We start from the raw sequence: 22,546 nt of genomic DNA on the forward strand, positions 1-22,546 counted from the left end.
GGATCAGCGATTCACGAGTTGCTTGGGGGTCAGCCACACGCCGATGGCGCCAAGCACCAGCGCACCGGCCAGCACGTACATGCCGATCTGCGTGCTGCCGGTCAGGTCTTTCAGGTAACCGATGAGGTACGGGCTCACGAAGCCCGCGAGGTTGCCCACCGAGTTGATGGCCGCGATGCCGGCGGCCGCCGCCGTGCCGGTGAGAAATGCTGTGGGCAGCGACCAGAAGAGCGGCGCGCAGGTCAGCACGCCGGCTGCGGCGAGCGAGAGGAACGCCAGCGACACGACCGTGTTCTGCGTGTACGAAGCCGCGACGGTGAAGCCGATCGCGCCCATCAGCGCGGGCACGATCAGGTGCCAGCGGCGCTCCTGGCGGCGGTCGGCGCTGCGGCCGAAGAGGTTCATCGCGACGATGGCGCAGACGAAGGGGATCGCGCTGAGCAGCCCGATGTTCAGGTTGCCCTGCACGCCCGTGGCCTTGACCAGCGTGGGCAGCCAGAAAGTGAGTGCGTATTGGCCCATGACGAAGGCGAAGTAGATGAACGCCATCCACCATATGCGCGCATCGCGGAACACGCCAGCCACCGAGTGCGGGCCCTTGGCGCCGTGGGCGGCGTCGCGCGCCACCTCGCGCTGCAGCAGCGCCTTTTCTTCAGCACTCAGCCAGCGCGCCTGGGCGATGCCGTTGTCGAGGTAGACCAGCACCATCACGCCCACGAGCACGGCGGGAACGGCTTCGATCAGGAACATCCACTGCCAGCCGCTCATCGACGAGACGCCGTGGAAGCTGTCCATGATCCAGCCCGACAGCGGGTTGCCGAAGATGCCCGCCACCGGAATGGCCGACATGAACACCGCGATGATCCGCGCGCGCCGGTGCGCCGGGTACCAGTGCGTGAGGTACAGGATCACGCCCGGATAGAAGCCCGCCTCGGCCACGCCGAGCAGGAAGCGCAGGATGTAGAAGCTGGTCGGCGTCTTCACGAACATGAAGCAGGCCGAGAGCAGGCCCCAGGTGATCATGATCCGCGCGATCCAGATGCGCGCGCCCACGCGGTTGAGCAGCAGGTTGCTCGGCACCTCGAACAGGAAGTAGCCGAGGAAGAAGATGCCCGCGCCCAGGCCGAACACGGTTTCGCTGAAGCCCAGGTCCTGGCCCATCTGCAGCTTGGCGAAGCCCACGTTGACGCGGTCGAGATACGCGACCACGTAGCACAGCATGAGAAAGGGCACGAGGCGCCAGAACACCTTGGCGTAAGTGCGCTTTTCGAGCGCGGCATCGGCTGCGGCGGACGACGGCATGGCGCCGGCCTTGAGGGTCGAGGAAGTCATGAGAAAGCTTTGTCTCTGTTGATTTGTCAGGTCATCATACAAATTTGAGATTTGTGAACTGACCCGGGTAAACCCGGAGATCGCGCCGTTGGCGGCGACTTTCTGGTGTCTTTCTGTGTCGGCTCGGCTGCCTACAAGCTCGCTTTAGCTGCCTATTGGCCAGCCTTCGACCAAGGGCCGCGCGAGCTGCGCGCCTTCCTGCTGCCAGAACGCGGGATCGGCCTGCTCGATGCGGCGGATCGCGTTGTCCATGTGGCTCTTGGCCGCCTCGCGCGCGCGCAGCGGGTCGCCGGCCTCGATGGCTTCGACGATGCGCGCATGCTCCTGCGCCACCTCGCGCGCGAAGTCGGCGCGGCGCGCCTCGTTGGCGCGCGTGACGCGGGTGGCGCCGTGCAAAAACTGCCGCAGGTACTGCAGCGTGCCAATGAGGAAGGGGTTGCGCGCAGCCTCGGCAATGGCGCGGTGGAAGCGCACGTCTTCGTCGGCTCCGTTGCCACCCGCTTCCACGGCGGCGTGCAGCGCATCGATGGCGTCGCGGATGCGCTGCACATCGTCTGGCGTGCGGCGCTCGGCGGCCAGCGCGGCCACTTCGGCTTCGAGCGCGCGGCGCAGCTCGACCATCTGGATGACGGCTTCGCGCGAGGCCACGTGCGGCATCTCGAAGCGCAGCGGCTCGACGCCGGCGGCACGCACATACACGCCGCTGCCCTGGCGCGAGTCGAGCAGGCCCAGCGACTTGAGCCGCGACACCGCTTCACGCACCACGGTGCGGCTCACGCCGAACTGCTCGGCCAGCGCGGTCTCGGTCGGCAGGCGGTCGCCTTCGGAAAGGCGCCCGCTGCGCACCTCGGCGGCCAATGCATCGGCGACCTGGTCGGCCAGGCGGACGCTGGGGGCGAGGGATTGGAAGCGGGCGGTCATGGGCGCGAATGGGGTGGGGCCTGCGACTCTAACGCAGGCCCTGCGCGACCGCCGCGGCCTCAGTTCAGCGCGTGGCGAGCAGCCCGCGCGATGCTGGCCGCATCGACACCGAAGAACCCGCGCAGCGCCGCACGCGTGTCGCTGCGGCCGAAACCATCGGTGCCCAGCGTGATGTAGCGGCGGCCTTCCGGCAGGAAGGCACGCACGCTCTCAGGCACGGCGCGCACGTAGTCGGTGGCGGCAATGAGGGGCGCCTTGCTGCCCTTGCCGAGCTGCTGCGCGATGAACGCGGTGCCGGCTTCTTCACCCGACAACGCGCGCTGCTCGCAAGCCAGCCCGTCGCGCGCAAGTTCGCTCCAGCTCGTGACGCTGAACACCTCGGCCTCGATACCTTCTTCGGCCAGCAGCTGCGCGGCCTTCACAACCTCTGTGAGGATCGCGCCGGAGCCCATCAGCGTGACCTTCTTCTTCGCCTTGCCCGATGCCGGCGCATACGTGCCGAAGCGATAGCACCCGCGCAGGATGTCGCCTTCCGCGCCCTCGGGCACATCGGGCTGCGCGTAGTTCTCGTTCATGAGCGTGACGTAATAGAACACGTCCTTCTGCTCGACCATCATCTCGCGGATGCCCGCATCGACGATCACCGCCATCTCGCCCGCGTAGGCCGGGTCGTAGGCCTTGCAGTTGGGAATGGTCGCGGCCACGAGGTGGCTGCTGCCGTCCTGATGCTGCAGGCCTTCGCCGCCGAGCGTGGTGCGCCCGGACGTGGCGCCGAGCAGGAAGCCGCGCGCACGCTGGTCCGCGGCAGCCCAGATGGCGTCGCCGACGCGCTGGAAGCCGAACATCGAGTAGTAGATGTAGAAGGGCAGCATCGCCAGGCCATGCACGCTGTAGCTGGTGGCGGCCGCCGTCCAGCTCGCGATGGCGCCGGCTTCGCTGATGCCCTCTTCCAGGATCTGCCCGTCGGTGGCTTCGCGATAGCTCAGCACCGAGCCGATGTCTTCCGGCGCGTAGCGCTGGCCCACGCTCGAATAGATGCCCACCTGCTTGAACAGGTTGGCCATGCCGAAGGTGCGCGCCTCGTCGGCCACGATGGGCACGATGCGCGGGCCCAGGGCCTTGTCCTTCATGAGGTTGCCCAGCATGCGCACGAAGGCCATGGTGGTGCTCATTTCCTTGCCGGCGGCGGCCGTGGCGAACTGCGCGTAGCTCGCGATGTCGGGCTTGGCCACCACGTCGCAGGCGGTCTCGCGGCGCGGCATGGCGCCGCCGAGCGATTCGCGGTGCTGGCGCAGGTAGCGCATCTCGGCGCTGTCTTCGGCCGGGCGATAGAAGTCCATCGCGGTGGCCTGCGCATCGGTCAGCGGCAGGTTGAAGCGGTCGCGGAATTCGATGAGGTCCACGTCGCCCATCTTCTTGTGCGAGTGCGTGGTCATCTTGCCCTGCGCGGCGCTGCCCATGCCGTAGCCCTTCTTGGTGTGGGCGAGGATCACGGTGGGCTGGCCCTTGTGCTTGGCCGCCGCCGCGTAAGCCGCATGGATCTTCACGAGGTCGTGGCCGCCGCGCTTGAGGCGATCGATCTGCTCGTCGGTCATGCCTTCGGCCAGGCGCGCGAGTTCGGGGTTCTGGCCGAAGAAGTTGTCGCGGTTGAAGCGGCCGTCCTTTGCGGCGAAGGTCTGCATCTGGCCGTCGACGGTGTTGGCGAACACGCGGGCCAGCGCGCCGCTCGTGTCCTGCGCGAAGAGGCCATCCCAGTCGCTGCCCCACACGAGCTTGATGACGTTCCAGCCGGCGCCCGCGAAGAGCTTTTCGAGCTCGTCGATGATGCGGCCGTTGCCGCGCACCGGGCCGTCCAGCCGCTGCAGGTTGCAGTTGACGACCCACACGAGGTTGTCGAGTTTTTCGCGCGCGGCGAGCGTCAGCGCGCTCATCGACTCGGGCTCGTCCATCTCGCCGTCGCCGAACACGCCCCACACCTTGCGGCCTTCGCAGTTCAGCAGGTTGCGGTGCGTGAGGTAGCGCATGAAGCGCGCGTGGTAGATCGAGCTGATGGGGCCGATGCCCATCGAGCCGGTGGGGAACTGCCAGAAGTCCGGCATCAGGTACGGATGCGGATAGCTGCACAGGCCGCGCGCGCCGCTACCGTCGACGAAGGCGGGAGCGGTGAGCTCCTGGCGGTAGTGCTTCAGGTCTTCTTCGCTCAGGCGGCCTTCGAGGTAGGCCCGCGCATAGACACCTGGGGCGCTGTGCGGCTGGAAGAACACGAGGTCGCCGCGGTGCTGCTCGCTGCGCGCATGAAAGAAGTGGTTGAAGCCGGTCTCGAACAGGTCTGCCGCGCTGGCATAGCTGGCGATGTGGCCGCCGAGTTCGCCATACGCCTGGTTGGCCTTGGCCACCATCGCGAGTGCGTTCCAGCGCATGAGCGAGGCGAGCTTTTCCTCGATGGCAAGGTCGCCCGGGAACGGCGGCTGGTCTTCCGCGGCGATGGTGTTGACGTACGGCGTCGCGAGTTCGGGCTGCCAGCCGATGCGCTGCTGCCGCGCGAGGCGGGCCAGCTCGACCAGCATCTGCCTGGCGCGCTGCGGCCCCTGTGTTTGCGCCAGCGCCACGAAGGCGTCGCGCCATTCGGCGGTCTCGGCGGGATCGGGGTCGTGCGAAAGCTGCGGGTCGAGCAGCAAGGCGCGCATCTGGTCGGCGGAAATCGGGGCGTTCATACCGGCACTTTAGGCCGCCTTGCGGAAAATTAGCTACTGGCGCGGGCAATCCCACGCCAGCCTCGCAGCATAAAATTCCGCCATTTCTTGAATTCAAAGCATTTCATGCAACTCGACGCCATCGACCTGCGCATTCTGGATGAGTTGCAGCGCGACGGTGCGCTGTCGAACGTGGAGCTGGCGCGGCGCGTGCACCTGTCGCCGTCGCCCTGCCTGGCGCGCGTGAAGGTGCTCGAAGCGAACGGCGTGATCGACCGCTATGTGGCGCTCGTCAGCGCGAAGGCATTGGGCCTGGGGCTCAACGTGTTCATCTCGATCAGCCTCACGACGCAGAGCAAGCAATCGCTCGCCGACTTCGAGCAACGCATCGCCGAGCACGACGAGGTGATGGAGTGCTACCTGATGACGGGCGACAGCGACTACCTGATCCGCATCGCGGTGGCGGACATGGCGGCGCTGGAAAAATTCATCCTGGAACAGCTCACGCCGATTCCGGGGATCGAGAAGATCCGCTCGAGCTTTGCGCTCAAGCAAGTGCGATACAAAACGGCGCTGCCGTTGCCGAGAGAGTAGGTACTCCCCCAGGCTTCGCGCACTTCGTGTCGCTTCGCCCACCCCCTCGCCGGGGGCAACACCGGTGGCCCGGCAGAGCCGGTTCCACGGTGTTCCCCGGAGGGGCCTAGGGATTCAACGCTCAGAGGCCGATCAGGCCGCCGTCGTCCTTCGTGATGACCACGGTCGCCGAACGCGGGCGGGCGGTGCCGCCCTGCGGCCAGTGGCTGAGGAACTTCGTCGGATCGCTGATGTTGGCCTTGGCCGTGTTCTCGCCCGGGTGCTGGATGTTCACGAACAGCGCACGGCCGTCGCCCGATTCGGCGATGCCGGTGATTTCGCAATCAACCGGGCCAACGAGGAAGCGGCGCAGGCCGTCGGTGCCCGGGGCCTTGCCGACGAAGGTGGCCTGCGTGGCGGTGGTGCCGCCATCGACGTTGGTGATGGTCTTCGCGGCACCATCGCCGACCTTGCCCGGCAGGGCGCCGAGCAGCATGCAGTTGGTCACGTCGGTGTACTTGCCGTCGTCGGTCTCGATCCACAGCAGGCCGGGCGCGGCCTGGCTGAACCACATGCCGTCAGGGCTGGAGAAGTCGTTGTCAGCGCCAAGGGCGGACAGGTTCACGTCGGCCGACGCGGTCGAGCGCGCGCCGAACAGGTACACGTCCCACTTGAAGGTGACTGCAGCGGGGTCGCCACCGGCATCCGCGAAACGGATGATGTGGCCGTTCGGGTTGCCCTTCTGATCGACGCCGTTCTTCGGGTCGTTGTACGAACGCGGGTTGGCCGCGTCGGTGCCAGTGACCGGACGTGCCGAGTTGTTGGTGAGGGTGAGGTACACCTCGCCGTTCTTCGGGTTGACGGCCGTCCATTCCGGGCGGTCCATCTTCGTGGCGCCAGCCGCATCGGCTGCGTGGCGTACGTTGATCACGACATCGGCCGCATCGGCGAATGCATAGCCGGCGTAGCTCGAGGTGATGTTGTTGACACCGAGCTTCAGTTCGAGCCAATCGCCCGTGCCGTCGGCCTTGAATTTGGCGACGTAGAGCTTGCCGTCGTCCATGTACTTGTCGCCGGCCGCAATGCCGCCGCCGACGTCGGCCGCATCCCAGTTCTTGGTGGACACGAACTTGTAGAGGTACTCGTTCTGCGAGTCGTCGCCCATGTACCAGACCAGCGGCTTGCCGACCACGACCGGGCCGAGGCAGGCGCCTTCATGGCCGAAGCGGCCGAGCGCGGTGCGCTTCTTCGGCGTGCTGGTGGGAGCGAACGGGTCGATCTCGACGACCCAGCCGTATGTGTTGGAGCCGTTGCGGTAGTCGTCGACGGCAGTGGCGCCGATGACCTCGGTATTCCAGCGGCCATACAGGTTGTCGGCGGTGTCGGGCGTGACGGTGGCCCAGAGCTCGCGGCCAGCGCTGGCCACGCCATAGCGGGTGAAGCTTGCGATTTCCTTCGCGGTGCGCTGGGGGTCGTCGTTGGCCTTGATGCGGCGGAAGTAGCCGGCCCAGTTCTCTTCGCAGGTCAGGTACGTGCCCCACGGCGTGGTGCCGTTGGCGCAGTTGTTGAGCGTGCCGCGGGTCTTGCTGCCGTCGGTCGAGTACTTGGTCTTCAGGTAGTCGGTCTTGGCGGCCGGGCCCGAGAAATTCATCTCGGTCAGCGTGTGGACGCGGCGGTTGAAGCTCGAGTCCTGCTTGTAGCTCCAGGTGCTGCCGCTCTTGTTGACCTCGATCGCGCTCACGCCGTGCAGGTAGAACTCGCGCAGCACTTCGTCGGCGACGGTACGCACGGCGGCATTGCCGGTGCCGGTGATGGTCTGGCCGGCGGGGTGCAGGAACAGCGGCGTGATGGCCTCGTGGTTCATCACGAGCATGCCGCGCGAGGCGTTGGCGGCATCCCACTTGTTCGAGGCATTCATGCCGAAGAAGGTCATGCCGTCGTGGTGGTCGCCGGCGCGGCGGTCGTAGGTGGTGGCGTCGTCGGTGCCGTCGTTCTTGTAGGCAGCGACACCCGAGGCGATCGGGTCGCCCAGGCGGTACAGCACGCTGGCGGTGTAGCCGGCAGGCACGGTCACGACGTCGGCGAGGCTCTTTGCGACGGCATTGAAACCGAGCTTCATCGGAGCGGGGGAAGGAGCGGGAGCCGGCGCAGGGGGGGCGGGTGCGGGGGCCGGGGGCAGGACCGGGAAGCTGGTGCCACCGCCGCCACCACCGCCGCATGCCTGGAGCAGCGCGGTACCGGCAGTGCCGACGCCCAGGCCGAACAGATGGCGGCGGCTCAGGCGCGAGGCGATCAGGTCGGTGAACGAGGGGTTCGACGTGGGGTTGGTGCCGATGTCGTCGAGGTCGACCGAGGGATCGTCGGTGCGGGTATTTGCGGTCATGCGCAATGTCTTTCTTCGTGGGTTGGGGGAGAAACCAGCCCGCGAAGTTAGGCACTTCGTATGACGACTCCATGAATTGCTCAGGCTCCAGTCAGGTTGAATCAGGCTGTTTTCAGTACCTCTTCATCAACCCTTCAGGCCCGCGCGGCTCAGGGCGCGGGCAGTTGCCGCGGCCACAGCGCCCACAGGCGCAGCGGCTGGTTCATGCTCGCCGCAAGCCTGCCCGCATCCGCGCCGGTGCCCGCGAAGTAGTCGGCGCGCACGGCGCCGAGGATGGCGCTGCCGGTGTCCTGCGCCACCACCAGTTTCTGCAGTTGCGCCGCCGGCCCGTTGGACGCAAGCCACACCGGGGTGCCGTACGGGATGCTCTCGCGGTCGACCGCGATGGAGCGGCCGGCCGTGAGCGGCACGCCCTGGGCGCCGCGCGGGCCGAAGGCGGCGTCGACCTCGCTCATCGTCTCTTCGCGGAAGAACACGTAGCGCGGGTTGCTCCACATCAGCTGCGTTACGCGCTGCGGGTTCTGCGCTGCCCAGGCCTTGGTGTCGTCGGGCCACTTGCCGACCTTGCTCACGCCCTGGCTCATCAGCCATTGCTGCACGCTGCGGTAGGGCTGCTCGTTGGTGGCCGAGAAGGCCACGCGCACGGTGTGCTGGTAGCCGTTGGCCTCGGTGATGCGCAGGCGCCCGGAGCCCTGGATGTGCAGCATGAGCGCGTCGATGGGGTCGGCCATCCATGCGATCTCGCGGCCGCGCAGCGCGGCCTGGGCTTCGGGCAGGGTCTCGATCTCCTGGCGCGTGTACCAGGGGCGGCGCGGCACCAGGCCGTCGGGGGCCTGGTAGATCGGCACGTTGAAGGCGGCGGTGGGCACGCGCGAGGCTTCGTATACCGGCTCGTAGTAGCTGGTGAGCTTGCCTTCGGTCTGGCCGTTGAGCGCCTCGATGCGGTAGGGCTGCAGCCGGTCGGTCATCCACTGGCGCTGCTCTTCGGGGGTGGCGATGGTCAGCTGGCGCACATCGCGGCACAGCGGCGCGAAGGCGGCGTTGGGGCGCGAGCAATTCGCCAGCAGCGCGATCCAGGCCTCGTGCAGCGGGTCTTCGCCGAAGCCGGGCAGCTCGCCCCACCCGACCGGCACCCAGCGGCTCTTGGGGTGCGCGAGCGAGCCGGTGAGCGGACCGAGGTCTCGCGGCTGGGTGGCGGGGGGGCGGGTGGGGGCCTCGGGCGCGCGCGGGCCGGTGGAACAGGCCGCGAGCGTTGCTACGATCACAAGCCCGACCAGCCACTGGAGTCCATTTCTCATGGGTTTGATTCTGCTTGAAGCCCTCGCCGCGGGACTCGTGTTCATCTTGATCATCTGGTGGACCATGTTTTCCGGCCGCAACAAGGGTGAATTGCATGACGACAACGAGCCTGAAGCAGGCCGCGACGCCACCGATCGAAACCCGCCGCCGGAAACGTGAATTGCTTGTGCAGTCCCGCGCCGCGCCGCCATGTCGGACAACTACCCCATCGCTATTACTTTAGTAGCAATCATCGTAGCATTCATGCGCTATGGCGAAACTTTTCTTATTTTCTGTGGGGCTTTGAGCCCGTACCATCGCGTACGCCCGGAAGCTAAGCTGTGGCCCGCCTGATTCAACCTAGAAAGGGATCGCCATGAAAAAGTTTGTACTCGCCACCACTGCCACAGCACTCATCCTGTCCGGCTGCGCCGGCGGCATGACCGACACGCAGCGCAACACCGGCATCGGCGCCGGTATCGGCGCGCTCGGCGGCGCCGCCATCGGCTCGGCCACGGGCGGCAACCGCGGTGCCATCGGTACGGGTGCGGTGCTCGGCGCGGCAGCCGGCGCGCTCGGCGGCTACCTGTGGTCGCAGCGCATGGAAAACCAGAAGCGCCAGATGGAAGCCGCCACGCAGGGCACCGGCGTCGCCGTGACGCAGACACCGAACAACGAGCTGAAGCTGCAGATCCCGAGCGACGTGTCCTTCGACGTGGGCCGCGCCAACATCAAGTCGAATTTCGCGCCAGTGCTCGACCAGTTCGCGAACGGCCTGCGCAACAACCCGAACGCCGAGGTGCGCATCATCGGCCACACCGACAGCACCGGCTCCGACGCCATCAACAACCCGTTGTCGGTCGAGCGTGCCACCAGCACCCGCGACTACCTCGTGGCGCGCGGCGTGAACGCGGCGGCCTTCCGCATCGAGGGCCGCGGCTCGCACGAACCGATTGCCGACAACAACAGCGATGCCGGCCGTGCGCAGAACCGCCGAGTCGAAATCTACGTGGGCGAGCGCGCGCCGCAGGGCTGAGCGTTCACCACCCCGGGAAACCGGCCGCGCTGAAAGGCCGGTTCCCACCACTACCGTTCCATTGGTCCATAGAGAGGGAAATTCATGAGGAAGTTTGTTGTTGCTAGTGCGGCTGCGGCCGCTTTGCTTTTTATTGCGGGCTGCGCTTCGCAGTCGCCGCCGCCGGCAGCCGCCGCTCCGGCTGCTGCACCGGCTGCGCCAGCCAACAGCTGGACGGCCCGCCTGGCCGCACTGAAGACCGACCTGGAAGCCTCGACCAAGGGCACGGGCGCGGTGATCGAACAGACCGCCGACAACCAGCTGCATGTGGTGATCCCGAACGAGCTGTCGTTCGACACCGGCCGCGCCAACGTCAAGCGCAACCTGGCGCAGGTGCTCGACAAGGTGGCCGACGGCCTGAAGAACGCCACCGCCGCCAGCGTGCGCGTGGTCGGCCACACCGACAACACGGGCAGCGAAGAAGGCAACGAACGCCTCTCGGTGAGCCGCGCTGACAGCGTGCGCAATCACCTGGTGGGCCGCGGCGTGTCGACCACGGCCATCACCACCGACGGCCGCGGCTCGCGCGAGCCTCTGGCCGACAACGGCACGGCAGCAGGCCGCGCCCAGAACCGCCGCGTCGAAATCTTCGTCGCGGAAAAGGTCTGATCTTCTAGAGATCCCGAAGTCGGTTGGCCAATTCGACGGCCGACTTCACTTCCATCTTGTCGAACACGCGCGCGCGGTGCACTTCCACCGTGCGCACGCTGATCGCAAGCTGGTCGGCGATGAGCTTGTTGGGCAGGCCCTCGATCACCAGCCGCATCACGTCGCGCTCGCGGTCGGTCAGTTCGCCGATGCGCTCGGCCAGCCCGCGCCGCACGCGCTGCACCTCCAGCGCCTGAAGCGACGCATTCAACGCATGCTCGATCCGGTCGACCAGCGCGTTGTCCGAGAACGGCTTCTCGCAGAAATCGAAAGCACCGCGCTTGACCGCGTCGACGGCCGTCGGCACGTCGGCATGGCCCGTCAGGAAGATCACCGGCATCGAGGGCAGCAGGCCGCGCTCGGCCAGCCGGTCGAACAGCACCAGTCCGCTGGTGCCGGGCATGCGCACGTCGAGCAACAGGCACAGCGGCTGTTCGGGCAACGGGCCCTGGTCGAGAAACTGCTCGAAGGCCTCGGCGCTTGCGAAGTGCTCGCTGGCCAGGCGCCGCGAGCGCAGCAGCCAGGCCAGCGCCTCGCGCACGCTGGCGTCGTCGTCCACGATAAAGATCAAGCCATCGATCAGCGGTTGCATGCGGTGAGATCCAGCAGAAGATTGTTTGATTGATTGAAACGCCGTCAGCCCGCGGCCGGCAGCGTGAATCTGAACACGGTGCCGCGCGGCTTGTTCGGCTCGAACACCAGCGCCCCGCCATGTTGCTCCACCACCGTGCGGCACAGGCTGAGGCCAAGCCCCATGCCATCGGCGCGCGTGGTGAAAAAGGGCGTGAAGAGCCGCTCGGCAACTTCCTCGCTGATGCCGCTGCCCAGGTCGGCCACCGAGAACTCGAGCCAGCGCCGCCCGTCTTCTTGCACCGCGGCGCCCACCGCGTTGGCGCGCGCCACACGCAGCCGCAGCACGCGGCTGCCGACATTGTCGGGGCCGTCCATGGCCTGCATCGCATTGCGCGCGAGGTTCAGCAGCACCTGCTCGACCAGCGTGCGGTCGCACATGGCCGCGGGCAGGCGGTCTTCCAGCACCACCTCGATGATCACGCCGAGCTTGCGCGCCTGCAGCCGCACCAGCGGCAGCACCGCATCGATCAGCGCCTGCGGCGCCACGGCCTCGCGCGTGCGGTCACGCCGGCGCACGAAGTCGTGCACGCTGCGAATGACCTGGCCCGCGCGGTCGGCCTGCTCGGCAATGCGCCTCACCGCCATCGCGACCTCGCCCTGGTCGCCCTTGGCATGCGGCCCGAGCAGGTTGAGCGAACCGCTCGCGTAGCTGGCGATGGCGGCCAGCGGCTGCGTGAGCTCGTGGCTCAGCAGCGAGGCCATCTCGCCCACCGTTGCAAGCCGCGCGCTCGCCTGCAGTCGCTCCTGGCTGGCACGCGAAAGCTCCTCGATGCGGCGCTGCTCGCTCACATCGATGAACGCGCTCATCCAGCCGGTCTGCACCTTGTGCGCGTTGATCAGCGGCGCCTCGAAGATCAGCACCGGAAAGCGCGTGCCGTCCTTGCGCATGAAGACCGACTCAAAGCCTTCGCGCGGCGGCATGCCGCCCGCAAGGCGCCGCGCCTGCCGCTGCTGGTACTCGTGCGCCAGCTCGGTGGGCCAGTAGGGCGCATCGGCGTTGTCGGCCATGAGCTCCTCGGGGCTGAAACCGACCATCTCGCAGAAGGCCGGGTTCACGTAGGTGATGCGGCCCTGCAAATCTCGCGCACGCAGGCCGGTGATGACCGAGTCTTCCATCGCCTTGCGGAAGGCGAGCGCATCGGCCAGGTCGCGCTCGGCGCGCAGGCGGCGGCGCGTGTCGCGCGCGAGCAGCACCAGCACCGACACCAGCGCGATGGAAATCGCCGTGACCAGCGCCGTGAGCATGTTCGGGAACAGGTCGGGCGCGGCGCGCCAGCCGTCGACACGCAGCATCAACGCAGTGCCCGGCAGGTCGATGAGCTGCTGCGAGGTGAACACGCGCGTGCCGGTGCGCCGCGAGGTGCCGAGCGCTACCAGCCGCGTGCCGTCGGCCTCGGTGAAGGCCACTTCCTGGCCGCGCGTGAGCGTGGGGCCGACCAGTTCGATCAGCGCGTCGCGCAGCGAGTAACTGGCCACGAGATAGCCCCCGGCATCGATGGGCACGCACAGCTCCATCACTTCGATGCCGCCGCCGCCGGCAATCGGCACGTAGTGGCTCGGCGAATAGGCCGGCGCGCCGAGCTTGCGCGCGGCGGCGCAGGCTAGCGTCACGTCGGACTGCTCGGCCCCGCGGCTCTCCTCGTCGAGGATGCGCATGCGATAGGGCGTGTTGACGGCCTGCTGCGGGCGCAGCGCGGCATCGCGCCATTCGAGCCGCAGCCATTCGCGATGCTCGCGCAGCAGCGCGGCCGCCACCTCGGACCACTGCGCGCGGTCGACGCCCGGAGCCTGCGTGGCGCGCAGGCTCTGCGCATTGCGCTGGAAGCCGCTGCGCAGGTCGGAGACCGCATCGGCGGTGTCGCGGTCGAGCGCCGCCTGCACCTGCTCGACCTCGTGCCGCCCCGCGAGCCACACCACCGTGACCAGCAGCACCGACACCAGCACCGCCAGCAGCAGCCACAAGAACCAGCGCTGCCACAGCGAGCGCAGCCGCGCGTACGCCAGCAGCGCCCACCGCTGCGGTGCGACGGTCAGCAGCGCATCGGACATTGCTAGAGAACGCAGTGCGAGAGCACGGGCAGTTGCGTTCGCGTGCGCTCGACCTGCGCAGCGTCGATGTCGAACAGCACCACGCCCTCTTCGCTGGCCTGCTGCGCCACCACCGTGCCCCAGGGGTCGATCACCAGCGACTGGCCCCAGGTGTGACGGCCGTTCTCGTGCGTGCCACCCTGCGCGGGCGCAACCACCCAGGCCAGGTTCTCGATGGCGCGGGCGCGCAGCAGCACCTCCCAGTGCGCGGCGCCGGTGGTGCGCGTGAAGGCACTAGGCACCAGCAGCAGGTCGGCGCCCTGTTTGGCGAGCGCGCGGTACAGCTCGGGAAAGCGCAGGTCGTAGCACACGCTCATGCCCACGCGCCAGCTGTGGCCGTCTCGCGAGGGCAGGTCGAACACCACGGGCTCCTTGCCCGGCGCGATGACGCGGCGCTCGTCGTAGCGCTCGGTGCCGTTGTCGAAGAAAAAGAGATGGATCTTGTCGTAGCGCGCCACGCACCGGCCTTCGGGCGAGAAGGCCAGCGAGCTGTTGAACACGTGCTCGGCGTCGGTGCTCTCGATGGGCAGCGTGCCGCCGACGATCCACAGGCCGAACTCGCGCGCCGCGTCGGCCAGGAAGCCCTGCACCGCGCCCGCGCCGGCGGTCTCGCGCAGGCCGAGCTTGTCGGTGTCTCGCGCGCCCATCATGCAGAAGTACTCGGGCAGCACCGCCAGTTCGGCACCGGCCGCAGCAGCCTGCGCGAGCAGGTCGTGGGCGCGCGCCAGATTGGCTTCGCGGGCGATGGCCGACACCATCTGGATGGCTGCGACTTTCATTGCGTGATCTCCGTTTTCTTGCCTTCGTCTGCCGTCGACGAGCCCGGCAGGCCGGGGATGTTCGGAATGCTCTGTGGCAACAGCTGCAGGGTGCGCGGCACCTTCGCTATTTTGGGGTCGGCCCAGGTGCCCTCGACGTGGAACTCCTGCGTGGCGGCCGCCGCGAGCGGCTTGCTCAGCACCCATTGGGCCAGGAATGTGCCCAGGCCGATGGCGGGGTTGATGGCGGTGGCCACGAGCGCGGCCGTACCGGCATTGATCTCGGGCACCACCACCACGCGCAGGTTCTGCGTCTCGCGCACGATGTCGGCCGAGCCGTCCATCAGCGCGGCGGCGTTGACGCCCTTCATCTGCAGGTTGTTGGTGCTGGCAATGCCCTTGTTGATCTTCGCGTCGCCGCGGATGAAGTCGAAGGCGAAGCCCTGGCTGAAGACGTCGCGGAAGTCGAGCGTGAGCCGCCTCGGCAGCGCCTGCAGGCTCAGCACGCCGAGCAGCTTGGCCAGGCCCGGGTCGGCCTTGAGGAACTGGCCTTGCTCCACGTCGACCTGCAGTTGCCCGCCCAGGCTCGGGTAGTCGAGCGAGAACGGCGAGCCGCGCCAGTTGACGTCGCCTTCGAGCCGCCCGCGGCCGCGCGCAAGCACGCCCGGCATGCCGAAGCGCGTGAGCAGTTCGCCGGCATCGGCGATGTCGAGCTTGAAGGTCATGGCGGTGCGGCGCTGGCCGGCCGCGGCGCCGGGCACCGCGGCCCAGCTGCCCTTGGCCGCGAAGCTGGCCTCGGGCATGGTGAAGACCAGCTTGTTGAGCGCCCATTCGCGGCCCGCGCCGCCGCGGTTGACGGCGTCGATCTCGGCCCGGCCCAGGCGCTTGCCGAGCAGCTCGAAGTCGTCGATCACGATGTCCAGGGCCGGCAGGGTGCCGGGCTGCTCGTCGAGCAGGGCCTCGACCTGCGTGGCCTCGGCCGGCGCGATCTTCAGCCGTGCGAGCCGCGCGTAGAGGCGCCCGGCCTGCGTGTGGCGGTATTCGGCGTAGCCGCTGAGTTCGGTGGCGTCGATGTTGGCGCGCCAGACGGTGCCTTCACGCGTGCCGCCGAGCACCACGTTGTGCAGCGTGCGGCCCGCAATGCCGAGCTGCTGCGCGCGCACCGCGATGCGTGTTGGCAGGTAGGCCTGCGATGGATCATCGGCCCGCTCCGCGGCCTCGGTGCCGGTGCTGGCGGCGTCGCCGATCAGCGCCTGCCATGCGGCCATGTCGAGCTTGGCGACGTTGATGTTCGCGAACACGCCCTTGTCGGGCAGGCTGGCCGTCTCGCCCTGCGCGAGGCCGACGCCGATGCTGCCGCGCTGCACGCGCGCCTCGTTGCCGACGAGATCGCGCACGTACTGGACGGCGCCGACGCGGCCGAGGTCGAGCGAGAGCTGGTCCTGCGTGGCAACGCTCGTGCCCTGGCGGGTTTCGCGCGCGAGCACCTTCTTCTCGATGCGCAGCGGCATCTGCTCTTCGGCGGTCTTCACGAGCGGTGGCGGCAGTTGCAGCGCCAGGCCCTGCAGGCTGCTGGTGAGCGAGAACTCGGGTGTGCCGTCGCGCACCGAGAAGGTGGCCGCGTAGGGCGTGCTGCCGGTCGAGTTCTTCGCGAGGCGGGCGAGCCAGTCGATCTCGCGCGCGCCGCGCAGGCCCTCGGCGGTGGCCGTGCCCTGTGCCTTCAGGGCGACTTCGCGGTTGGGGCCGCTGAAGCGGCCCTTGCCCTCGACACGGATGTCACCGCCCAGCAGCCTGGCCTGCACGCCGGCCAGCGAGAAGCCGGTTTCGGTGAAGCTGACGGTGCCCTTAGCCTGCGTGAACGAAGGCGCCTCGGGCACGACCTGCAGTTCGTTGTCGGCCAGCACGACCGAGGCCTGCACTTTTGCGTTTTCCATGGCCGCAAGGGGCAGTTCGAGGTGCAGCTTGTAGTCGGCCGAGCCGGTGGCGCGCGCGGTGCGCATGATCTCGCCGGTTTCGCCGGCTAGCGGCGCACCCGCGCGCAGCACCTCGCCGAGCGGGCCCTTGGCCTGTACATCGACGCGCAGCACTTGCGCATGGTGCGACAGCTCGGGGATCTGCGCTTCGCCCTTGGTCACCTCCACGCCGGCGGCGCCGACCAGGCGACCGCGCGCGTTGCGCACCAGCATGCCGTCGCGCTCGAACACCAGCTCACCCGAAAGGCCGGTGAGCGGGGGCCACACCGGGGCGGGCACGCCGTTGCGCGACGGCGCTGCGACGGACGGCGGCGCGTAGGCGTAGTTGACGTCCGCCACCTTGGCCGCGATGCGGAAGTCGCCCTGCTTCGGATCTTTGAACGGCATGTCGTGCAGGTCGCCGCGCACGCGGAAGTCGACGCTGCTGGCAACGCCCTTGGTGACGGCTTCGCGCACGTAGTCGCGCGTGTGCTGGGGAATGTCGAGCGGCAGGTAGCGGAACACGCGCGTGCCGTCGGCGCGGGTCAGCTTGCCCTGCAGGTCGAGCACGCCGGGAAAGCGGGCCTTGCTGCTCGATGTGGCCGGGTCGCTGGTGCGCCAGCTGGCCTGGGCGTCGCCCTCGGCGTCGGCGTTGGCGAAGCTCAGCTTCGACATCTGCAGCTGCGCGTTGCCGTTGTCGAGCTTCCATTGCAGTTGGGTCGAGAGCCGGTCGATGGGAATGACAGGCTCCTCGAACACGCCCGGGAATTCGAGCGTGCCCTTTGCAATGGCGAGCGTGGCGGTGCCGCCGGTGTGGGTGGCGTCGAAGTCGATCGTGGCCCCGCTCAGGCCGGGGGTGCCCGCATGGACCCTGGGCGGGGTGGCCGCAGCGGTGGTCGCCGACGGTGCCGAGGCCGCCGCCGCGGGTGGGCCCGCAGCCTCATCCGCCGCGCCGGGCTGCGAGGCGATGCGCAGGCCGCTGACGCGGCCCTTGGCCTGGTAGCGGCTGGGCGCGCCCAGCGAGCCCTGCCAGTTCAGGTCGACGTGCTCGACGAGGCCGCGCGGCGCGTAGGCGTCGAGCACGCGGTGCGTGGCGTCGCCCAGCGGCAGCCGGTCGGCGATGAGGGCGAGCGCGGCCAGGTCGAGGCGGTCGGCGCGCAGCGCGCCGTGCTCGGGCGTGCGGCCCCTGTTCGGCGTGTGCTGCAGCCACAGGTTGCCGCCGGGCCAGCGCAGGCCGTCGCTGGTGTCGAACTGCAGCGCAGTGGTCGAGAACTCGAGCGTTTCCTCGGAGAGCCGCCCCGCGAGACGACCGGTGACGGCGTTCAGCACCAGCGGCGGCAGGCCCTTGTCGAGCGAGACGTCGACCTTGTCGAGCCCCAGGTCGACCGCGCCGCCGACGACCTGGCCGTCGTCGACGTCGGCCCACAGGCGCAGCGCGCCGTTGCCCTGGCGAATGCGGGCGTCGAGCGAGACGTACTGGCCGAGCCGGGTGACGTCGATGTAGGGCAGGTCGGCATAGAGCTGGCCGTCCCAGGTCTGCCAGTGGCCGCTGCGCATCGACAGCAGCGGCTGGCGGAACTGGCCGCGAAGGGTGAAGCGCTGGCCCCAGCCGGCCGGCGGCGTGGCGTCGAGCCGCAGGCCATGGCGCCGGGCGCTGTTGCGCGCAACGAAGCGCACGTCGGTCAGCAGCAGGGGTTCGGCCTGGCGCTGCTCGTCGGTCCAGCGCACGGTGCCGCCTTCGATGACCAGCTCGCGCTGGGCGAAAAACCAGTCGGCACCGCGGGTCTCTCCGGTCGTATCGGTCGCCATGTGCAATCCAGCCACATGGAGTTTTCCCTGAGTGTCGCGGCGCACGTCGAGCTCCGGGCCCTCCACGTAAAGCTGCTCGAAGTTGAGCCGCCAGAGCGAGCGCGGCGACACGCTGGCCACCACGCGCACGAGGCGCAGCGCCTCTCGCTTGTCTGCATCCTGCAGCACCACGTCGCGCAGTTCGAAGGCCGGGAAAAGCCCTTCGGAGCGGGCGGTGATCGATCCGATGCGTACCGGCACGCCGATGGCCTTGCTAGCCTGTGCCTCCAGTGCGCCGCGAAAATCGCCGATTCGCGGCACAATCCACGCGTGTAGGACAACGACTGACAGCGCCAGCAGAAGCCATGCAGCGATCAACAGACCCAGCAGCCAGCGCGCCGTCACAGCGGTGATTTTGAGCAGACGTGAAGGGGTAGACGCCGTGTCGTTCATTGAGGATCGCGCTGTGTCGGGAATTATGACCGCCAGCATTCAGAGGGGTTCCACGGAAACCAGCATCAGTGTGAACCAGTTGCCAGCCACTTCAACGCGCAGCGCGCTCTCTTCTTACTCACGCTTCGTGCAGCGCCTGCGTCGCAGGTATGCGGCCGAGCTTTCATTGCTTCCCCCTGGTGCGCCGCGGCGCGAGTCGATGACGGTGGCTTACGAGGCATTGCGCCAACGTGGGGACAGCGTTGGCGATGCACTGCGAATTGTGCGGCAGCTTGTGATGGAGCGGCTTGTAACGCTTGATTGCGACGAGCAGGCGCCGCTGGCCGTGGTGACCACCGCCGTCACCGAGCTGGCCGAACTGGCACTCGATATTGCGTGCCAGGACGCATGCCACGAACTCGACGCAGTGCACGGCGCCCCGCTCGGGCCCGAGGGCCAGCGCGCGCAGCTGTGGATCGTCGGCATGGGCAAGCTGGGTGCGCGCGAGCTCAACGTGTCGAGCGACATCGACCTGATCTACCTCTACGACGTGGACGGCGAGACCAAGGGCGACGCCGACGGGCGCGGCCGGCTGGCCAACCAGGAGTACTTTGCGCGCGCCGTGAAGCGCATCTATGCGCTGGTGGGCGACACCACCGAGCACGGCTTCGTGTTCCGCGTCGACCTGGCTCTGCGGCCCAACGGCAACTCGGGCCCGAGCGTGGTCTCGCTCGATGCGCTCGAAGAGTATTTCCAGGTGCAGGGCCGCGAATGGGAGCGCTTCGCCTGGATGAAGAGCCGGGTGGTGGCACCGCGCGACATCGTGCTCGCGGGCCAGGCCCAGGGATTGCGCGGCGCGGTGCTCCCTTTTGTGTTCCGTCGCTATCTCGACTACAGCGTGTTCGATTCGCTGCGCGTGCTGCACCGGCAGATCCGCGAGCAGTCGGCGCGCCGCAGCGCCGGGCGGCCCGAGCGCGCGAACGACGTGAAGCTGTCGCGCGGCGGCATCCGCGAGATCGAGTTCACCGTGCAGCTGCTGCAGGTGGTTCGCGGGGGCCAGTTTCCCGAGCTGCGCACGCGGCCCACGCTCGATGCGCTGCAGCGCCTGGCGCGCGCCAACCTCATGCCGCAGGAAACGGCCGATGCGCTGGCCGCAGCCTATGAGTTTTTGCGCCGCGTGGAGCACCGTATTCAATACCTCGACGACCAGCAGACCCATGTGCTGCCGGTGTCCGACGACGACCTGCGCTGGATCGCCCAGACCCTGGGCTATCCCGAGTGCTGCCCTTTCCTGGCGCAGCTCGACACGCACCGCGAGTTCGTCGCGCAGGAGTTCGACAAGCTGCTCGGCGGCGAGAAGCCCTGCAACGGCAAGTGCAGCGGCAAGAAGACCGCCGCGCCCGCCGACCTGGCCGACCTGCTCGACGACCTGCCCCCGGTGTTTGCCGAGCGCATCCGCGACTGGTGCGAACAGCCCCGCGTGCTGGCCCTGCGCGAAGAAACACGCGGGCGGCTGCGCCAGCTGGTGCAGCGCACCGGCCAGTGGCTCAAGGAGCCCGACGGCGATGGCGCCGGGCAGACGCCGCGCCACGTCGATGCCGCGATGCGCTGGGCCGACTGGATCGAACCGCTGATGCGCCGCGAGAGCTATCTCGCGCTGCTGGTCGAACGACCGGCCGTGCAGGAACGCTTGCTGCGCCTGCTGGGCGCGGCCAAGTGGCCGGCACGCTACCTGATGCAGCACCCGGGCGTGATCGACGAACTGGCGAGCGACGAAATGCTGTCGGGCCGCTTCGTCGCCGCCGAGTTCGAGCGCGAACTCGAGGCGCGCCACGCGTCGCTTACCCGCACCGGGGAAGCCGACGAAGAGCGCCTGCTGAACCTGCTGCGCCACGCGCACCACGCCGAGGTGTTCCGCACTCTGGCACGCGACGTGGACGGCCGCATCACCGTCGAGCAGGTGGCCGACGACCTGAGCGCACTGGCCGACACCACGCTGCGCGTGACCGCCCGCTGGTGCTGGCCGCACGTGCGCAACCGGCACCGCGAGGTGCCGCAGTTCGCGATCATCGGCTACGGCAAGTTGGGAGGAAAAGAGTTGGGCTACGGCAGCGACCTCGACATCGTGTTCGTCTACGACGATGACGACGAGCGCGCCGGCGAAGTTTATGCAGCCTACGTGCGCAAGCTCATCAACTGGCTCACGGTGAAGACGCGCGAGGGCGACCTGTTCGAGATCGACACCGCCCTGCGTCCAAACGGCAACTCGGGCCTGCTCACCACCAGCTTCGAGGCCTACGAGAAATACCAGCTCGGCCGAGGCAGCAACACCGCGTGGACCTGGGAGCACCAAGCCATGACGCGCGCGCGCTTCGTGCTCGGCAGCGAAGACCACGGCGCCGAACTGGGCGCGCGCTTCGACCAGGTGCGCGAGGCCGTGCTCGTGTCGCCGCGCGACCGCGAGGCGCTGAAGGTCGAGATCATCGCGATGCGCGAGAAGCTGCGCGGCGCGCGGCCGGTGAAGGCCGATCGCTTCGACGTGAAGCACAGCCCTGGCGGCATGGTCGATGCCGAGTTCGCGGTGCAGTTTCTGGTGCTGTCGTCGTCGGGCGAGCATCCCGAGCTGATTCCGAACGTGGGCAACATCGCGCTGCTGCTGCGCGCCGAACTGGCGGGGCTGCTGCCCGAAGGCGTGGGCCGCAGCGCGGCGCGGGCTTATCGCGAGCTGCGCCGCGTGCAGCATCGCGCACGCCTGAACGAAGAACCGACGCAGGTCACCCCGCCCGCACTGACCCCTGAGCGCGAGGCCATGCTGGCGCTGTGGAAGGCGGTATTTGGCTGACGGCGCTCGCTCCTCCGCCGCCACCGCGCTGGCAGCGTGCGCGGTGGCTGTCGCCGTCCTTCTGGCCGGTTGTGCGAGCGGTCCACGCAGCGGCAGCGGCGTAGCCAGCGGCCGCGACGGGCCAGGCACCAACATTCCGCCGGACCTCGCCAACGTGCCCGATGCCGAGCCCCGCATCGAGCCCATCCGCACCAGCGGCGGCACCAGCAAGCCGTACACGGTGCTGGGTCGCGGCTATGCGCCGCTCACCGACGATCGGCCGTTCCGCGAGTCGGGACTGGCCTCTTGGTATGGCCGCAAGTTCCACGCGGCGTCGACCTCGAGTGGCGAGCCCTACGACATGTACGCCATGACGGCCGCGCACAAGACGCTGCCGCTGCCGAGCTATGTGCGCGTGCGCAACCCGGCCAACGGGCGCGAGGTGATCGTGCGCGTGAACGACCGCGGCCCATTCGTGGACGGCCGCGTCATCGACCTGAGCTACACGGCCGCGCTCAAGCTCGACCTGCTGCGCGGCGTCGCGCCGGTGGAGATCGAGCGGATCACGAACGAAGATATCCGTACGGGTGCATGGCGGCGAGACTCGGGGACGGCTTATGCAGCGACTGAAGCACCTGCTCCTGTGCGCGCGGCGCCGGTGCGTGTGGCGAGCGCGCAGCAGGTGCGGGTGCCGGCCGAATGGGTGGCGCCGGTCGCGACAGTGAATGACGACATGCCACCACCGGCATCGACGATGCCCGTCACGCCGCAGACTCCGATGGCCGCGGCGCTGCCGCCGGGGGCCGAGCCGGAGTCGGCACAGTCGCCGCCTTCCATTCCGCCGACCCGGCAGGCCATCGTGGTGAGCGACCTGGCCCCGTTGCAGGCGGCGCCTGCGTCACAGCCACCTGCCGGCGCTGCACAGCCCTTGGCGCTGCCGGGCTTCTGGGTGCAACTCGGCGCCTTTCGCGAACGCGATGGTGCACAGAGCCTGCTGAACCAGGCCGCACGCGGCCTGCCTTCGCTGGCGCCGCAGCTGCATGTGTTCAGCGAAGCCGGCACGCACCGGCTGCAGGCCGGGCCTTTTGCCTCGCGCAATGCGGCCGGCGAGGCGGTCGCTCAGTTGCGCGAGAGCCTGCGCATCTCGCCGATGGTGGTGGAGCGCAGGTAA

The 22,546-nt window shown here is 68.6% G+C and carries 15 protein-coding genes; 6 read left to right on the plus strand and 9 right to left on the minus strand.

Annotated elements, in window-relative coordinates:
- Nucleotides 1–3: 3 nt before the first annotated feature.
- The 3 genes from BLW48_RS09990 to mdeB form a co-directional block, all read right to left on the minus strand.
- The gene (locus BLW48_RS09990) at nucleotides 4–1,332 is read right to left on the minus strand and encodes an MFS transporter (protein WP_093174392.1); all 1,329 of its coding nucleotides are present in this window, start codon (nucleotides 1,330–1,332) and stop codon (nucleotides 4–6) included.
- Between the two features lie 144 nt (nucleotides 1,333–1,476).
- Entirely contained in the window at nucleotides 1,477–2,253 is a 777-nt protein-coding gene (locus tag BLW48_RS09995; protein ID WP_093076237.1) for a FadR/GntR family transcriptional regulator, read from the minus strand.
- A gap of 59 nt (nucleotides 2,254–2,312) precedes the next feature.
- Nucleotides 2,313–4,967 (minus strand): alpha-ketoglutarate dehydrogenase, encoded by a 2,655-nt coding sequence (mdeB, locus tag BLW48_RS10000; protein WP_093174395.1) that lies wholly within the window; start codon nucleotides 4,965–4,967, stop codon nucleotides 2,313–2,315.
- Nucleotides 4,968–5,072: 105 nt separating this feature from the next.
- Here mdeB and BLW48_RS10005 point away from each other — a divergent pair, with 105 nt between their 5' ends.
- Nucleotides 5,073–5,540, plus strand: coding sequence for an Lrp/AsnC family transcriptional regulator (locus BLW48_RS10005; protein ID WP_093076240.1), 468 nt, complete (start codon nucleotides 5,073–5,075; stop codon nucleotides 5,538–5,540).
- A 121-nt stretch (nucleotides 5,541–5,661) separates the two neighbouring features.
- On the opposite strand, the gene BLW48_RS10010 is transcribed toward BLW48_RS10005, so the two are convergent.
- Nucleotides 5,662–7,902, minus strand: a complete 2,241-nt coding sequence (locus BLW48_RS10010; protein ID WP_093174397.1) for a PhoX family protein — start codon at nucleotides 7,900–7,902, stop codon at nucleotides 5,662–5,664.
- 149 nt (nucleotides 7,903–8,051) lie between these two features.
- Nucleotides 8,052–9,200 (minus strand): murein transglycosylase A, encoded by a 1,149-nt coding sequence (locus BLW48_RS10015; protein ID WP_093076243.1) that lies wholly within the window; start codon nucleotides 9,198–9,200, stop codon nucleotides 8,052–8,054.
- Here BLW48_RS10015 and BLW48_RS35375 point away from each other — a divergent pair.
- From BLW48_RS35375 to BLW48_RS10025, 3 genes are all read left to right on the plus strand, one after another.
- Nucleotides 9,199–9,360: a hypothetical protein gene (locus BLW48_RS35375; protein WP_177142309.1), complete on the plus strand. Its 162-nt coding sequence runs from the start codon at nucleotides 9,199–9,201 to the stop codon at nucleotides 9,358–9,360. The genes BLW48_RS10015 and BLW48_RS35375 overlap by 2 nt on opposite strands.
- A 196-nt stretch (nucleotides 9,361–9,556) precedes the next feature.
- On the plus strand, nucleotides 9,557–10,216 hold the full coding sequence (locus BLW48_RS10020; RefSeq protein ID WP_093174399.1) for a YiaD family glycine zipper/OmpA-like lipoprotein: 660 nt from the start codon (nucleotides 9,557–9,559) through the stop codon (nucleotides 10,214–10,216).
- Between the two features lie 84 nt (nucleotides 10,217–10,300).
- Nucleotides 10,301–10,864, plus strand: a complete 564-nt coding sequence (locus tag BLW48_RS10025; RefSeq protein ID WP_093055304.1) for an OmpA family protein — start codon at nucleotides 10,301–10,303, stop codon at nucleotides 10,862–10,864.
- A gap of 4 nt (nucleotides 10,865–10,868) precedes the next feature.
- Here BLW48_RS10025 and BLW48_RS10030 read toward each other — a convergent pair whose 3' ends face one another.
- From BLW48_RS10030 to BLW48_RS10045, 4 genes are read right to left on the minus strand one after another with little or no spacing between them, the layout of a single operon-like run.
- The gene (locus BLW48_RS10030) at nucleotides 10,869–11,495 is read right to left on the minus strand and encodes a response regulator transcription factor (protein WP_093055302.1); all 627 of its coding nucleotides are present in this window, start codon (nucleotides 11,493–11,495) and stop codon (nucleotides 10,869–10,871) included.
- Between the two features lie 44 nt (nucleotides 11,496–11,539).
- Nucleotides 11,540–13,585, minus strand: coding sequence for an ATP-binding protein (locus BLW48_RS10035; protein ID WP_093055300.1), 2,046 nt, complete (start codon nucleotides 13,583–13,585; stop codon nucleotides 11,540–11,542).
- A gap of 2 nt (nucleotides 13,586–13,587) precedes the next feature.
- Nucleotides 13,588–14,403: a carbon-nitrogen hydrolase family protein gene (locus BLW48_RS10040; RefSeq protein WP_093174401.1), complete on the minus strand. Its 816-nt coding sequence runs from the start codon at nucleotides 14,401–14,403 to the stop codon at nucleotides 13,588–13,590.
- Nucleotides 14,400–18,575 (minus strand): YhdP family protein, encoded by a 4,176-nt coding sequence (locus BLW48_RS10045; RefSeq protein WP_093174403.1) that lies wholly within the window; start codon nucleotides 18,573–18,575, stop codon nucleotides 14,400–14,402. The genes BLW48_RS10040 and BLW48_RS10045 overlap by 4 nt, the downstream gene beginning before the upstream one ends.
- Before the next feature lie 25 nt (nucleotides 18,576–18,600).
- Here BLW48_RS10045 and glnE point away from each other — a divergent pair, with 25 nt between their 5' ends.
- Both glnE and BLW48_RS10055 read left to right on the plus strand, forming a co-directional pair.
- Nucleotides 18,601–21,396, plus strand: a complete 2,796-nt coding sequence (gene glnE / locus BLW48_RS10050; protein WP_093174405.1) for a bifunctional [glutamate--ammonia ligase]-adenylyl-L-tyrosine phosphorylase/[glutamate--ammonia-ligase] adenylyltransferase — start codon at nucleotides 18,601–18,603, stop codon at nucleotides 21,394–21,396.
- On the plus strand, nucleotides 21,389–22,546 hold the full coding sequence (locus BLW48_RS10055) for a septal ring lytic transglycosylase RlpA family protein (RefSeq protein WP_093174407.1): 1,158 nt from the start codon (nucleotides 21,389–21,391) through the stop codon (nucleotides 22,544–22,546). The genes glnE and BLW48_RS10055 overlap by 8 nt, the downstream gene beginning before the upstream one ends.

The organism is Variovorax sp. YR266 (assembly GCF_900107295.1).
In the GTDB taxonomy this organism is placed as follows: Bacteria; Pseudomonadota; Gammaproteobacteria; order Burkholderiales; family Burkholderiaceae_C; genus Variovorax.

Coding starts and splice junctions, on each gene's coding strand:
- BLW48_RS10040 (WP_093174401.1), bottom strand. CDS start 14,403: ATGAAAGTCGCAGCCATCCAGATGGTGTCGGCCATCGCCCGCGAAGCC.
- mdeB (WP_093174395.1), bottom strand. CDS start 4,967: ATGAACGCCCCGATTTCCGCCGACCAGATGCGCGCCTTGCTGCTCGAC.
- BLW48_RS09990 (WP_093174392.1), bottom strand. CDS start 1,332: ATGACTTCCTCGACCCTCAAGGCCGGCGCCATGCCGTCGTCCGCCGCA.
- BLW48_RS35375 (WP_177142309.1), top strand. CDS start 9,199: ATGGGTTTGATTCTGCTTGAAGCCCTCGCCGCGGGACTCGTGTTCATC.
- BLW48_RS10010 (WP_093174397.1), bottom strand. CDS start 7,902: ATGACCGCAAATACCCGCACCGACGATCCCTCGGTCGACCTCGACGAC.
- BLW48_RS10015 (WP_093076243.1), bottom strand. CDS start 9,200: ATGAGAAATGGACTCCAGTGGCTGGTCGGGCTTGTGATCGTAGCAACG.
- BLW48_RS10045 (WP_093174403.1), bottom strand. CDS start 18,575: ATGAACGACACGGCGTCTACCCCTTCACGTCTGCTCAAAATCACCGCT.
- BLW48_RS10025 (WP_093055304.1), top strand. CDS start 10,301: ATGAGGAAGTTTGTTGTTGCTAGTGCGGCTGCGGCCGCTTTGCTTTTT.
- BLW48_RS10005 (WP_093076240.1), top strand. CDS start 5,073: ATGCAACTCGACGCCATCGACCTGCGCATTCTGGATGAGTTGCAGCGC.
- BLW48_RS10020 (WP_093174399.1), top strand. CDS start 9,557: ATGAAAAAGTTTGTACTCGCCACCACTGCCACAGCACTCATCCTGTCC.
- glnE (WP_093174405.1), top strand. CDS start 18,601: ATGACCGCCAGCATTCAGAGGGGTTCCACGGAAACCAGCATCAGTGTG.
- BLW48_RS10035 (WP_093055300.1), bottom strand. CDS start 13,585: ATGTCCGATGCGCTGCTGACCGTCGCACCGCAGCGGTGGGCGCTGCTG.
- BLW48_RS09995 (WP_093076237.1), bottom strand. CDS start 2,253: ATGACCGCCCGCTTCCAATCCCTCGCCCCCAGCGTCCGCCTGGCCGAC.
- BLW48_RS10030 (WP_093055302.1), bottom strand. CDS start 11,495: ATGCAACCGCTGATCGATGGCTTGATCTTTATCGTGGACGACGACGCC.